Here is a 14,801-nt window from a genome sequence, read left to right as displayed (position 1 = left end):
TCATATCCGCAACAAAGAGATTTCATCCTAACTACCTAAGTCTTTTTTAACAATGAGTGGCACAAGTGAAGCTAATCGTAATACACCAGATACAATAAATACTTCTGCTATGCCAAAAGACCCAGCAAATTGAGCGATGAAGCCACCGATAGTTGCTCCTAAAGCACCACTTGCCCCAGCAACAGCTGCTGCGATCGCAAAATATATAGACTGATTTTTCACTGGTGCAATCTCTATCTGAAGATTGTTGTTACACAAGTCAACTCCTCCCCAATTAGCTCCAATAAAAATGTGTAACAGCGGCAACCATAGCCAGAGATCGAGAGGACTAGAACCCATCTTCAGCCACAGCCAAGGTATAACTGCAATGAGAATTCCATTAGAAATTAGAATCGGACGATTGCCTATTTTATCTGCTAATCTACCCCAGACGATCAGCATTAGCATGTGTGCTCCTGCTCGCAGACTGTTGTAGAAAGTTACCCAACTCACATCCAAGTTCAGTGTGTCTAGCAAGTAGAGGTTAAAAAACGGGGCACTTAGATTAACAGCAAATGTCCATGAGCCGAAATAAAGTAGAAACACCAAAAAATTAGAGTTTTTCCAAATGCTGCTATCTATCTGATTTTGAGAAGTTGGCATTTGCGGCAGAGAGATTGGTTCAGATATCTCAGCAGGTTCATTTGGTGCTAAGTCCGACTGAATCTCACTGGTTTGAGATGAGTTAGCATAATAAGTATTTTGTAGTTGAGGGTTTATATCAACCTGAAAATACTGACACCCCAAGCTCACAATTCCAAAGATAATGCCTAAGAACAAAACCACCCCATAACCTTGAATAGCTCCCCCGTACCAATGTGATACGGCTAGACCAGCTATTGGCAAACCGACCAACTCGGTTAAGTTAGCAAGGCTATTGCGTAGCCCGAAATATCTACCTCGTAATTGCCGTGGAACTAACATTGCCATCCAACTCAACCAAGATGCGGCTCCTAATCCTCCTAAAAAATTGCTGCATACGAGAATCAAAAGCGACAATATCACTAATTGGTTGGAATTAAGCCCTCCCCAACTAAAGCTAACAATGCCAATTACTAAAATCAGCCATAGTAGCCGACCAATCCCATGAGTGCGAAGCGAATACTGAAAACGGCTAGTGCTGCGTTCAGACAAATAAGCACCCATCGGCTGAAAGAGATTTACCAACATGGGGATAGAACTCACCATGCCAAATACCACTGGACTGGCATCTAACTCCACCAAGAAATTACCTAGCAAAATTGCGCCAGTACCAATAGAGAAAAGTGCTGCGAAAACACCATCGATAGTAGAAGCACTCAAACTGGTGCGAACAGCATCTTTAGGAATACGAGGACTGAGTGTTGAGCTAGGAGAGAGTGTTGTGGATGGTGAAGCAATCTGAGCAATTTCTATAGAAAGAGGCGCACCTGTTTCAATTTGAGAAGAATCCATAAATCTAGTATTTAAGAAAATAATTAGGATTTACGCATCATACACATGTACTATACTAAGTTTAGGCTTTTGAGCTGTAGATATCGGAGCTTATATGCCAAAGTTATTGGTATTTAGCGCCTACGTTATGATTATTGTTTCGGCTTTCTCGCTGTCTGGCTGTATACGCGAAAAAACAAAAAAAATTGTCGGATTTTCGCAAACGGAAAACATTGGGCCGTGGCGCATTGCCGAAACCAACAGCATTAAGGAGGAGGCCGCCAAGCGTCAGAAAACTTATGATTTTCTGATGACAGATGCTCAGGGACAGACATCGAAGCAATTTGCCGACATTGAGGATCTAATCGCACGACAAGTTGATGTGATATTTCTTGCACCACGCGAGTATGAAGGTCTTACGCCCGCCCTCGAAGCAGCGAGAGCAGCAAAAATACCGGTTTTTCTCATCGACCGTGAAGCAGCAGGAAGACCAGGCGAACATTTCGTCAGCTTTCTTGGGTCGGATTTTATCACCCAAGGCCGCCGCGTTGGTGAATGGCTAACCCAGGCGACCAACGGTAAGGCATCCATCGTGGAACTCACAGGAACAGCGGGTTCATCGGTTGCAATCGATCGGGCTAAGGGGTTTCGTAATGCGATCGCTAGTTATCCCAACATGAAAATCATCGCCACGCAGACGGCGGATTTTTCGCGAGCTGCGGCAGTGCGGGTCATGGAAAACATCATCCAGGCCAAAGGTTCCGACATTACCGCAGTGTATGCTCACAACGACGAAATGGCATTGGGTGCCATCCAGGCTCTCAAATCCGCAGGTATGAAGCCTGGTAAGGATGTAATGGTCGGTTCAATCGATGGTCAAAAAACTGCACTTGAGGCGATAATTCGTGGTGAGCTTGGTGTTAGTGTCGAGTCGAACCCGCGTTTTGGCCCGCTTGTTTTCGCCACGATGGAAGAGTATTTTGCTGGCAAGAAAATTCCTCCTCGGATTATTCTCAAAGACAGACTCTTCGACGTGACCAACGCCAAGGATTTCGTAGATGAAGCATACTAATAGCAATTCTCCTTGCAGGAGAGAGGCTTTAAATTCTCCCCCTTCCTTGGTAAGGAAGCAGGGTGGTTTCATACGAAAAAAGAAAAATACATAAGTCTTGATTTATCGTTTTGTGGCGTGGTTTTTACCCCTCTCCAAACCTCTCTCCGCTTCGGGGAGAGGCTTTGAAACCCTGTTTTAGGGATTACCAAGAAATAAATTATCCAATCTTGTGAGGTGGGCGTCTCGCCCGCCCAAGGCTTGGGGCGGACAAGATGTCCACCCCACAAGAAAAATTGTATGTTTTTTTATTTGGAAGTACCTCAAAACGACTTTGGAGTACCTCAACACGACTTTGGAGTACCTCAACACGACTTTGGAGTACCTCAACACGACTTTGGAGTACCTAAAAACGACTTTCAAGTACCTCAAAACGACTTTGCAGTACCTCAAAACGACTTTCAAGTACCTCAAAACGACTTTGCAGTACCTCAAAACGACTTTGCAGTACCTCAAAACGACTTTGAAGTACTTTAACCGAGCAGTATTGGTTCTCACCCTAAAATAGAAAAAAGATAACTTGGAATTTTCCTGAGCTTCCACGATGGACAAAAAAGATTACTATAGTGCGAAGTGAAGGATCTCCACTATCGGCAATTAAGACAAAAACTAGGTAAAGCCGATGAATCAAGCGACTAGAAATGTCCTGTGCATGACGGGTATAAAAAAAAGTTTTTCCGGCGTGCCAGCGCTCTGGGGTGTGGATTTTGAACTGAAGGCAGGCGAGATTCATGCACTGGTTGGAGAGAATGGCGCTGGCAAATCGACGCTGATCAAGATTATGACGGGGGCTTACCGACGGGATTCGGGTGTTATAGAGTACGACCAGAAAACCGTGGCATTTCAGAACCCGACCGAAGCGCAGGCGGCAGGCATTGTAGCTGTCTACCAAGAGATCCAGCTGGTGGATTTGAGAACTGTTGCTGAGAATATTTTTCTGGGCAGGGAGCCGCATCGCTTCGGCATCATTGATAGACGGGTGATGAATATTAAGGCCGCCGATATCCTGGAGCGCCTGGGGTTGTATATCGACCCGCACTCAGTGGTTGGTTCGCTGAATATTGCCCATCGCCAGATGGTAGCGATCGCCCGCGCTATATCCTTTGGGGCGCGGGTGCTGATCCTTGATGAACCCACGAGTTCGCTGACGGAAACTGAAGTTTCTGTGCTTTTTGATGTCATGCGGCGGCTAAAGTCGCAAGGGACATCTATCGTCTACGTCAGCCACCGTTTTGAAGAACTTTATGCCGTGTGCGATCGCGTGACAGTACTGCGTGATGGGCGCAATATCGTGACGCGATCGCTCTCTTCGCTGACTCGTCTGGAACTCGTTTGTTTTATGCTAGGTCGTAAACCCGAAGAGGTGAGCAAAGGAGTCACGGCGTTTGCAGGACACTCGCAAAACACGCTAAATCGGCCAGTGCTACTCCAAGCGGAAGCTCTCAAATATAAAAAACGGCTCAATGGTATTTCCATTGAAATGCGGCATGGCGAAATCGTCGGGATTGCAGGTTTGCTCGGCTCTGGTCGTAGTGAAACAGTGCGTGCCCTATTCGGGGCTGAACCCCTTGAAAGTGGAACTGTAAAACTCGAAGGTAGTCTTTTATCTCTGCGCGATCCTCATGATGCGATCGATGCTGGAATCGCTTTCCTTTCCGAGGATCGCAAGGCAGACGGCATCATCCCTGAGCTTTCGGTGCGCGAAAACCTCACGCTTGCTGCCCTGCCGAACCTGACGCGATGGGGCATCGTTTCCAGAAAACAACAGAACAAGCTTGTAGAGCGTTTCATGCAGCGTCTTGATATCAAAGCTGCCAGCGCCGAGCAGAAGATCCACGAACTATCGGGCGGTAATCAGCAGAAGGTGCTTCTGGCGCGATGGCTGTGCAAGAATACAAAACTTCTTCTCCTCGATGAGCCAACTCGTGGTATTGATGTTGGTGCAAAGCGAGAGATCCAGCAGCTGATTGCCGAACTAGCACAGCAAGGGCTGGGAGTTCTGATGATTTCCTCGGAAGTGGAAGAATTAGTTGAAGGTTCGCAACGTGTCGTCGTCCTGCGTGACGGGCAGTCAATCGCGGAACTGGGCGGCGAGCAGAAGAATATCAAGGCAATTCTGCACGCAATGGCGGAAGGCGCAGATCGTCAGGAAGTCGTCGGTGGACAATCCCAAACAGAGCAAAACCCAAATGAAGAGCAAGAAGTCTGATCTGGGTTGGGGAACCCTGTGGAATCCAAACTTCGGTGCATTTGCGGCACTCTTAATTCTCTATGTTGCGAACGCCATCTTTACACCGCGTTTTGCAACAATTAGCAACACATTGAATATGTTGCTCCAAGTATCCACAACAATGTTGGTTGCCGTTGGTATGACCTTTGTCATTGCCTCCCGTGGCATCGACCTGACGGTTGGCTCTACTATGGCATTGGTTTCAGTCATTGTCGCATTGCTGATTAAGTATGGGATGACTGTTGCCATCTTGTTCGCTTTCAGCGCTGCTCTATTGGTTGGTTCGATCAATGGCTTTCTGATCTCACGTCTGAAACTTGATGCCTTGATCGTCACCTTGGCGGCTCTGATCTTATGGCGTGGGATTGCTCAGGTTATCGGGGACGGTAAGCTCGTTCCTTTCGTCAATCCGACATTTGAAGCGCTGGGAAAGGGCTATCTCGGTTCTATACCAATTCAAGTTGTCATTGCGGCAGTAGCGATCGCGGCAGCTTTTTTCTGTATTCGCTCTACGCTTTTCGGCCGTCATATCGTTGCAGTTGGCGGCAATGAGGAGGCTGCACGGCTTGCGGGTATCCGTGCGGAGCGCGTGAAATATATAGTCTATATAATTAGCGCCCTGCTTGCTGGGTTAGCCGGACTTATCGAAACAGCGAGGCTGGGCATGGGCGATCCGAGTAAGGTCGGTGTCAACGCAGAATTTGATGCGATCGCCGCCGTTGTTGTTGGCGGTACGCCCTTCTCCGGTGGCCGGGCAAATATCCTCGGCACTGTTGTCGGGGCCCTTCTCATGCAGGTGATTTCCACAAGTTTCAATATGCTGCTGATTCCCTTTACCTGGTCATTGGTTTTGAAATCCGTAATCATTCTTTTCGCCATTTTTTTGCAGCGTCCGAGGGAGGTTTAACGCGTTATGGCTGCTACAAGGTTTCTTGCGCTTACGGGTTTGCGGCATCTTGCCAAGCTCCTCACCTCCCAGGGCGTGCTACTCATACTCCTTAGTTTGGCTGTTTTCGCATCCTTTCGTTATGAAACGTTCCTGACACCTGTCAATCTCATGAACATCATGCGACAGAATAGTATGCTGGCGATCGTGGCGCTAGGCATGACTGTCGTCATCTTGAGTGGAGGAATCGATCTGTCTGTGGGTTCCCTCGTTGCTCTAGGCGGTGTTGTTACAGCAATGCTTGCCGGACAAGGAAGCTTCGTAGCGATCGCCGCCGGCATTGCTAGTACCACGTTGCTGGGTGTGGTCAATGGTCTTCTCGTGTCTCGCGCACGGCTTCAGCCGTTCGTTGTTACCTTATTCACTGCCAGCGCTGCACGTGGACTGGCGTTGAGCATCACCGAGGAAAAGTCCATTGCAGTATCATCGACAGCATCGGGATTTATTTGGCTGGGTAGGGGATTCATTGGTTGGATTCCTGTACCTGTGCTGATAGTTGCACTCTTATATTTTGCAGCTTGGTTTATGCTGCACAGAAGCCGATTAGGTTTGCACATATTCGCTATTGGCAATAACGAGGAGGCTTCTCGGCTCATGGGCGTGAACCCAAACCGAGTGAAGCTGGCAGTCTACACATTTAGCGGGTTGCTTTCAGGGCTTGCTGGTATTATTCTCGCAGGTCGTCTAGGAGCGGGTCAGCCAGTGGCCGCCTTTGGCTGGGAGACAGATGCGATCGCCGCCACCGTTATGGGAGGAACGTTTCTCGCAGGGGGTCAAGGAAGCGTGTTTCCGACGCTAGTCGGTGTACTTTTACTAGGAATGATGTACAATCTTTTAAATCTTGAGGGAACCATTACTCCTTGGTGGCAACTCGTACTTCGTGGGGCCTTCTTACTTTTGGTCGTGCTTTTTCAGCAGCGTATTGTGCAGAGAAGCTGAGTTTATTGAAACGGAAGTTGTAGTTGTTCAGAGTTTCTGACTTTGTTCAATGGTTATTGACTCTAAGCGATCGCTTTACTCATGCTTGATTTTACTAAAAACTATCATTAACTTTTAACTGCTGGCAGATGTTTTTTTTCAGTTTTCCTACTCTGCATACTCAGCTTTTTCCGCCATGTCTCCATATAAATGTAAAACACTGGAGTCAGATAGAGAGTTAATATCTGAGAAAACACCAATCCACCAACGATCGCAATCCCTAAAGGACGACGCGCTTCTGAACCTACTCCTGTGCCCAAAGCAATGGGAAGTGTGCCAATTAAAGCTGCCATTGTCGTCATCATAATCGGACGGAAGCGAATCAAACAAGCGGCATAGATGGCATCAAAGGAATTTTTACCTTCCTTTCGCTGGGATTCAATGGCAAAATCCACCAGCATAATCCCGTTTTTCTTGACGATGCCCACTAACAGGATAATGCCGATGAAAGAGTAAAGATTTAAATCAACCTGGAAAATTAGCAGCGTCAATAATGCGCCAAAACCCGCCGAAGGCAGACCGGAAAGAATGGTGATTGGGTGAATGAAATCCTCATAGAGGATACCGAGAATCAAATAGATGACTACAATAGACACCAACAACAGCACGCCTAAATCGTTGAAGGACTGTTGAAAAGTCTGGGCTGAACCCTGAAAGCTGGGGGTAATTGTTGAGGGTAATAGCTCACTGGCTGCTTGCTTGATAGCATCTGTAGCCTGACTTAGAGACGTTCCTGGGAGGGTGTCAAAAGAGATAGTTGCAGAGGGGAGTTGAGCAACGTGAGTAACCGTGAGCGGCCCGACACTCTGGGTAATATTAGCGATCGCACTTAAGGGAACAAGTTTCCCAGTACTTGATTGCACATAGAGCATCGATAGGGCGCTAGGATCTCGTTGAAATTCCGGTTTTACTTCCAAGATTACATAGAATTGGTCATTTGGCGTATAAATAGTTGACACCTGGCTAGAACCATAGGCCGCGCTGAGAGTTTGTTCAACTTGTTGAGCGGTAATCCCAAGGGTTGCAGCTTTGTTGTGGTCAAATTTAACTTGGATTTGGGGAGTACTGAGTTGTAAATCGCTGTCAACGTTCTGGAGTCCTGGTAGGGTTTTGACCTTATCTACAAGTTTAGGAACGTATTGGCGCAGGTCTTGTAAATTCAAACTCTGCAATGTGAACTGATAAGTAGAATTGGTTTGTTGCCCCCCGATGGGAATAGCTGGCGGAGAACGGAGGAATGTCTTAACCCCAACTACACGTCTCAACTTGGGGGTTAACTCTTGAATGATTTCGTCAGCACTCAGTTGACGTTGAGAACGTGGCTTGAGCCGAATCGTAATTCGCCCGGAGTTCACCGAGGCATTCGGCCCACTTGCACCCACAATTGAGTCAACTGCTTCAATGTTAGGGTCTTGACGAATGATATCAACAACTTTTTGCTGATGACGGCGCATATCATCAAAAGAAATATCTTGCGCTCCTTTGGTGTTAGCCGTCAGTTGTCCGGTGTCTTCTGTAGGAATAAATCCTTTGGGAACGATGACGAATAGATAGACGGTCATTACCAGCAGAATACCAGAACCAATCAGTGTCATTAAGCGGTATTTTAAGACAGGTTTGAGCGTCCAATCATATCCCCGCAGTAGTAAATCAAATGCCCGTTCTGAAACTCGATACAGCAGATTTGGTCTTTGCTGATGCGAACGCAGAAAGCGACTGCATAACATGGGGGTGAGACTGAGGGAAACAAAACCCGAAACCAAAATTGCCACAGCGATCGTCACGGCAAATTCATGAAATAATTTCCCGATTATTCCACTCATGAACATAATCGGGATGAACACCGCCACTAGGGAAAGGGTCATTGACAAAATTGTGAAGCTGATTTCCCTCGATCCCTTCAATGCCGCGTTTAGCGGAGATTCGCCCATTTCTCGATAACGGACAATATTTTCTAACACAACGATCGCATCATCCACAACAAAGCCCACAGAAAGGGTCAAAGCCATGAGTGAAAGGTTGTCTAGGGAGAAACCCGACAGATACATTACAGCAAAAGTGCCAATAATTGCTACAGGTAACGCCAAACTGGGAATTAGGGTAGCTGTTAGATCGCGTAAAAATAAGAAAATAACTAAGACAACTAGACAAACCGAGAGAACCAAGGTAAATTTCACATCATTAACAGAGGCTCGGATGGTTTGGGAGCGATCGTACATAATCCCCATTTCAATGGATTTGGGAACTTGTTCGCGGAGTGTAGGTAAAAGTTCTTGGATAGCATCAACAATTTTTACAGTATTAGCTCCCGGCTGCGGCTGCACAGCGAGAACAACAGAATGGCGATTTGTTACTTTGCGATCGCTATACAAATTCGAGACTTTGACGTTTTGTTCGCTGTCAATTACCTCTCCCAAATCTTGGAGCCGCACGGGCGCACCATTTTTGTAAGTTACAATTAGCTGGCGATAGCTGGCAGCATCGGTGAGTTGACCGTTCGCCTGAATCGTATAACTTTTGTAAGTATTAGAAAGACTACCAGTTGGCAAGTTGACATTTCCCTGTTGAATTGCAGTTTTTACCTGATTTAGACCAATTCCCCGCGATGCCAACTCTCGCGGGTCAAGCTGGACGCGGACTGCATATTGCTGTTGACCAAAAACTTGTACCTGAGCAACACCATCAATCATCGAAATTGGTTGACCAACTGTTACCTCTGCGTATTCATCAACTGTCGAGATTGGCTGTGTCTCGGAATACATATAGAGGAAGAGAATTGGCGAGACAGATGGGTTAACTTTGCGGTATGTAGGGGGGTGAGGCATTCCGGCGGGTAGCTGTCCGGCTGCGGCTGAGATGGCTGCTTGTACATCTTTGGCGGCATCTTCCACTCTGCGGCTAAAGTCAAATTGTAGGGAAATGTTGGTGCTGCCTGTGGAACTGGTGGAATTGAATGAATTGAGTCCGGCAATTTCGGTAAACTGTCTTTCGAGGGGTGCGGCGACCGAAGATGCCATTGTTTCCGGGGTAGCACCAGGGAGACTAGCGGAGACAGATATAAAAGGATATTCAACGTTGGGTAGGGCGCTGATGGGTAACAGTAGATAACTCATGAGACCGAAAATGAGGATACCCATCATTACCAAGGTGGTCATGACTGGACGACGAATGAAGAGTTCTGAAAGGTTCATGAGTTTTGTTCTCCCAGAAATGTGGTGGCGATGCGATCGCTTAGTACAGCTTTGCGTAAAATTATGGCGAATTGAGGGTTGAAATTTAAACGCAAAGGGGCGCAGAGGTAAGCGCAGAGGCACGCAGAGATTTCGCTATGAATTAATGAGATGTTGTACTTAGTCTGTGTTGTCTTTAATTTTGAGTTTTGAATTTTGAATTGTTAAATATCACGATCGCTCCCCTGTAAATGAGAACACCCGCCGAAACTTAACTTGATTGAGTTTCTTCCGCCACGATTCCATATATATATAGAACACGGGCGTTAAATACAAAGTCAATATCTGAGAAAACACCAGTCCACCCACAACTGCAATCCCTAAAGGACGGCGGGATTCTGAACCAGCCCCAAATCCGATCGCTATGGGTAAGGTTCCCATTAATGCTGCCATCGTCGTCATCATAATTGGACGGAAGCGCACTAAACAGGCTTGATAAATTGCCTCAGACGGTTTTTTCAATTCTTCTCGCTGGGCAACAATAGCAAAGTCCACCATCATGATCCCGTTTTTCTTGACGATGCCCACCAAGAGAATGATGCCGATAAAGGAGTATACATTAAGTTCGACATGGAATATTATTAGCGTTAACAATGCCCCAAAACCTGCTGAAGGCAAACCGGAAAGAATCGTAATTGGGTGAATGAAATCCTCATAGAGAATACCCAGGATTAGATAAATTACTAAGATAGCGATCGCTAACAGTAAACCTAAACTCGGCAGTGAACTTTGAAATACCTGGCTTGCGCCCTGAAAGCTGGTGCTAATGCTCTTAGGAATCACCTGATTAATCAGTTCTTCAATTTTTTGGTTGGCATTTCCCAAGGACGCACCTGGGGCGAGGTTAAAGGAAATGGTGGCGGCGTTCATTCTACCGTTATGATTGACCATTAACGGGCTGACTCCCTGAGATAGTTTGGCGAATGTCTTCAGAGGAACTGCTACTCCTGTGCTGGAGTTAATGTATAAGGTCAACAGAGCATTAATATCTTGCTGATATTGCGGTGCTAATTCCAAAATCACCTGATACTCATTGGTCGCTGCATAGATGGTTGACACTTGGTAGGAACCGTAAGCACTTCTGAGGGTATTTTCGATTTGCTCGGCGGTAATCCCATAAGTTGAGGCTTTATCGCGGTCAATGTCAATTTGAATCTGGGAAGCAAACTGTAAATCGCTGTTGACATCCTGGAGTTCTGACAAGTTCTTCATCTTGAGAACAAGTTGGGGAACATATTCCTGCAAGGGTTTGACATCAGAACTCTGAAGTGCAACCTGATAAAGTCCTGTGCTTTGTTGAGCGCCAATAGGAATCGCTGGAGGATTTTGCAAGAATACTTGGATGCCTGGAACTGTGGCAAGTTTGGTTCGCAAATTTTGCACGATTTCGTCGGCTCCTAGCTGGCGCTGCGATCGCGGTTTTAATCGAATAAACAAACTACCCGAATTGGCTGCAACTGCTGCCCCACTGCCATTAGCACTCGCTCCTGCGCCAATATTGGAGTTGACTGCATCTACATTCGGATCTTGACGAATCAGGTTAGCAACTGTCTGTTGATGCTGGACAAGATTATCAAAGGATGCATCTTGGGCTGCTTGGGTAATACCTGTAATTTGTCCGGTATCTTCGCTAGGAATAAAGCCTTTGGGAACTATCACTAACAGCCCAACTGTCACCGCCAATAGAAAGGCAGATAAAATCATCGTGGTGCGGTGATATTTTAAGACTTTTTTGAGACTCCAATCGTACAAACCGAGGAAGCGATCGAAGACATATTCGGAAGCTTGATATAACCGACTTTGATTAGCATGGTCTACAGGACGCAGAAAACGGCTGCACAACATCGGTGTCAAAGTCAAAGACACAAAACCAGAGACGAGAATTGCCACTGCGATCGTTACAGCAAATTCATGAAATAATCGTCCTAGCACTTCACTCATGAACAACATGGGAATGAACACTGCAACCAAAGAAAGGGTCATCGATAAAATTGTGAAACCAATTTCTCTCGACCCATTCAACGCCGCTTCTAGAGGACGTTCCCCCATTTCCATGTGACGGACGATATTTTCTAGCATGACGATCGCATCATCCACGACGAAACCCACTGAAAGGGTCAACGCCATCAGCGATAGGTTATCTAGTGAGTAGTGCAGCAAATACATCACTGCAAAAGTACCAATCAGCGAAACGGGTAATGCCAAACTGGGAATCACCGTCGCCGAAAGGTTCCGTAAAAAGATGAAGATCACTAAGATAACTAGAGCGATCGTCAGAATCAACGTAAATCTGACATCATCTACTGAATCTCGAATTGATTGAGACGCATCATAGAGAATACCAATTTCCACGGATGCCGGAATCTGCGATCGCAAATCCGGGAGCAATTTCTTAATCGTGTCTACGACCTGCACCGTATTGGTTCCAGGCTGTCTTTGAATGGTGAGAATAATGGCGCGAGTATTGTTGTACCAGCTTGCCACATTGTCATTTTCTACACTGTCAACAATCCTACCCAGTTGATTGAGATAGATAGGCATTCCATCTTTATAAGACACAATCAATTGGCGATAAGCAGCCGCATCCTCAAGTTGCCCGTTAGTTTGAACTGTAAAATTCTTGTGATTTCCCGAAAGACTGCCGGTAGGCAAATTGACGTTACCTTGTTGAATCGCCGTCGCCACCTGATCTAGCCCAATTTGCCGCGCTGCCAATTGCTGCGGATCGAGTTGAATTCGAGCCGAGTACTTTTGGGAACCATAGACGGCTACCTGTGCCACACCATTGATTGTGGATAGCTTTTGCGCCAGATAAGTCTCGGCATAATTATCTACCTGGGAAAGCGGCAGAGTGGGAGAGTCTAAGTAAAGGTAAAGAATTGGTTGGTCTGCGGGGTTAACTTTGCTATAGGTAGGAGGATTAGGTAAATCCGTCGCAATTTGCCCCGACGATCCCGATATCGCGGCTTGCACATCCTGTGCCGCATCATCAATATTCCGACTCAGGTTAAATTGCAGGGTAATTTGAGTCTGTCCCAGAGTGCTAGTTGAGTTAAGCGAATCGAGTCCCGCAATACTGGAAAATTGCTTTTCTAGAGGACGCGCAACTGATGCTGCCATCGTTTCCGGGCTGGCTCCCGGTCGGGAAGCACTTACCTGAATTGTGGGATAATCCACACTTGGTAAATCGCTGATGGGCAGCAGGCGATAACTCATGAAACCGAAAATCAAAATCGCCGCCATCACCAGAGTTGTCATGATCGGGCGGCGGATAAATGGTTCTGAGAGGTTCATGATTCACCTCCGCCTGAGCTACGGGAATGATGTCTTCTTGGCTGATTTGAGTCATCACCGCCTTGGGAATTGCCGGCTGTTTTAACGCGAACTTTGCTCCCGGAAACGAGATTCGCTTGACCATCGGTGACAATTTTATCGCCTGGTTGCGGCCCTTTCTGAATCACATCTAGCCCCTGAATGCTGCTGCTAACTGTAACTGGAACATTTTCTACCGTCATGTCTGGCTTAACTACAAAGACAAACTGTCCATCGGGCCCATTCTGCACGGCTTGGGAAGGAACAACCGTTGCATTTGGTTGTTCAGTTAGCGTTAGGGTTGCGTTGACAAATTGACCGGGAAATAAGTGTCCCTGAGTGTTATCAAAGTCGCCAATTAGTTGAATTGTCCCCGTGGTATTATCAACTGTGTTATTGACAAACGTCAAAGTACCTGGTATTGAATGAGATGGATTATCGGGGAACGTTACATCTACCTTCAGCTTGCCATTCTGCATATACTTTTGTACCTGGGGCAGATTTGTTTCAGGAATGGAAAAAGCAACTTGAATCGGGCGAATTTGGGTGATGGTAACAAGTGGAGTGGTGCTGTTGGCTTGTACCACATTCCCCTGAGTCACGAGAATATTGCCAGCGCGACCATCAATCGGCGCATAAATTTTGGCGTAAGATAATTGCACTTTGGTATTTTCTAATGCTCCTTGGTCGGAAGTGACAACAGCTTGAGCATTAGCGATCGCAGCTTGATCCCCTTTGACAACTGCGCCAGCATTAGTCAGCGCCACGCGATCGCTTTTCAAAACTGCTTCAGCATTAGCGATCGCTTCTCGATCTGCCTGAAGTGTTGCTGTAGCCGATTTGCTATTGGAAAGGTATTGCTGTGCTTGATCTAAACTAATCGCGCCCTTTTTATATAACGAAGTATAGCGATCGCTCTGTCCCTGAGCAAATTCTGCTTGCGCTTGATCCTTAGCCAAATTCGCCTGGGCTTGTCGCACTAAAGCTTGGTCTTTGACTAAAGTGGCTCTAGCTTGGTCTACCTGACCTAAATCTCTAGTTAATGCATCTCTGGCTTGTTGTACCGAGGCTTGATCTTTTGCTACAGTTCCTTGAGCTTGCTGGATTGCAGCAGCTTGCGATCGGTCATCTAGGGTAAACAAAAGTTGTCCCTTTTTTACATCTTGACCTTTCTTGAAATAAACTCCAATAATCCGTCCGCTAGCTTGGGGTGTAATCGATACTGTAGAACCCGCTTGCACATTACCGATCGCCTGCAATTGTATCGGAACCGTTTTTTGTGTCACCATTGCCACAGTTACAGGTGTAACTTGTTGCTTATTACGCCCCGATTTTTCACTTTTGTCTGACTTGGCTGCACCTGCATAGATGCCAAAAAAACCTAGTCCTGCCAGTAATAGCACGCCCAAAATTATCAAAGTAATCTTTTTCTTTTTTGGCGATCGCGGTAGCTCTGGTTGTATACTGTTTTCAGTCAAATCGTTAGAAATTTCATGGTTCATCAGAACCTCCAATGCATTTTAATTAATATTAAAAACCGTG

The 14,801-nt window shown here is 46.4% G+C and carries 9 protein-coding genes; 5 read left to right on the top strand and 4 right to left on the bottom strand.

Annotated features, from left to right (window positions below; all coding sequences use genetic code 11):
- Positions 1-27: 27 nt before the first annotated feature.
- Positions 28-1,473, bottom strand: a complete 1,446-nt coding sequence (locus tag RMZ95_RS01405; protein WP_322682145.1) for an MFS transporter — start codon at positions 1,471-1,473, stop codon at positions 28-30.
- A gap of 94 nt (positions 1,474-1,567) precedes the next feature.
- Here RMZ95_RS01405 and RMZ95_RS01400 point away from each other — a divergent pair, with 94 nt between their 5' ends.
- The 5 genes from RMZ95_RS01400 (at position 1,568) to RMZ95_RS01380 (ending at position 6,678) form a co-directional block, all read left to right on the top strand.
- Positions 1,568-2,524 carry an ABC transporter substrate-binding protein gene (locus tag RMZ95_RS01400; protein WP_322682146.1) on the top strand — a complete coding sequence of 319 codons (957 nt, stop codon included), beginning with the start codon at positions 1,568-1,570 and terminating at the stop codon, positions 2,522-2,524.
- 279 nt (positions 2,525-2,803) lie between these two features.
- Positions 2,804-3,040 carry a hypothetical protein gene (locus RMZ95_RS01395; protein WP_322682147.1) on the top strand — a complete coding sequence of 79 codons (237 nt, stop codon included), beginning with the start codon at positions 2,804-2,806 and terminating at the stop codon, positions 3,038-3,040.
- A gap of 145 nt (positions 3,041-3,185) precedes the next feature.
- A complete protein-coding gene (locus tag RMZ95_RS01390) occupies positions 3,186-4,772 on the top strand; it encodes a sugar ABC transporter ATP-binding protein (RefSeq protein ID WP_322682148.1) in 1,587 nt (528 codons plus the stop codon).
- Positions 4,723-5,700: an ABC transporter permease gene (locus RMZ95_RS01385; protein WP_322682149.1), complete on the top strand. Its 978-nt coding sequence runs from the start codon at positions 4,723-4,725 to the stop codon at positions 5,698-5,700. The genes RMZ95_RS01390 and RMZ95_RS01385 overlap by 50 nt, the downstream gene beginning before the upstream one ends.
- Positions 5,701-5,859: 159 nt before the next feature.
- Positions 5,860-6,678 carry an ABC transporter permease gene (locus tag RMZ95_RS01380; RefSeq protein ID WP_322682150.1) on the top strand — a complete coding sequence of 273 codons (819 nt, stop codon included), beginning with the start codon at positions 5,860-5,862 and terminating at the stop codon, positions 6,676-6,678.
- A 107-nt stretch (positions 6,679-6,785) separates the two neighbouring features.
- On the opposite strand, the gene RMZ95_RS01375 is transcribed toward RMZ95_RS01380, so the two are convergent.
- The 3 genes from RMZ95_RS01375 to RMZ95_RS01365 all read right to left on the bottom strand — a co-directional run bounded on the left by RMZ95_RS01375 (position 6,786) and on the right by RMZ95_RS01365 (position 14,761).
- A complete protein-coding gene (locus tag RMZ95_RS01375; protein WP_322682151.1) occupies positions 6,786-9,908 on the bottom strand; it encodes an efflux RND transporter permease subunit in 3,123 nt (1,040 codons plus the stop codon).
- Between the two features lie 210 nt (positions 9,909-10,118).
- Positions 10,119-13,241, bottom strand: a complete 3,123-nt coding sequence (locus RMZ95_RS01370) for an efflux RND transporter permease subunit (RefSeq protein WP_322682152.1) — start codon at positions 13,239-13,241, stop codon at positions 10,119-10,121.
- Positions 13,238-14,761, bottom strand: coding sequence for an efflux RND transporter periplasmic adaptor subunit (locus RMZ95_RS01365; protein ID WP_322682153.1), 1,524 nt, complete (start codon positions 14,759-14,761; stop codon positions 13,238-13,240). The genes RMZ95_RS01370 and RMZ95_RS01365 overlap by 4 nt, the downstream gene beginning before the upstream one ends.
- Between the last annotated feature and the right edge of the window lie 40 nt (positions 14,762-14,801).

This window comes from Nostoc sp. DedQUE07 (genome assembly GCF_034530975.2).
Taxonomy (GTDB): Bacteria; Cyanobacteriota; Cyanobacteriia; order Cyanobacteriales; family Nostocaceae; genus Nostoc.
This window is presented reverse-complemented; position numbering and strand designations above follow the sequence as displayed.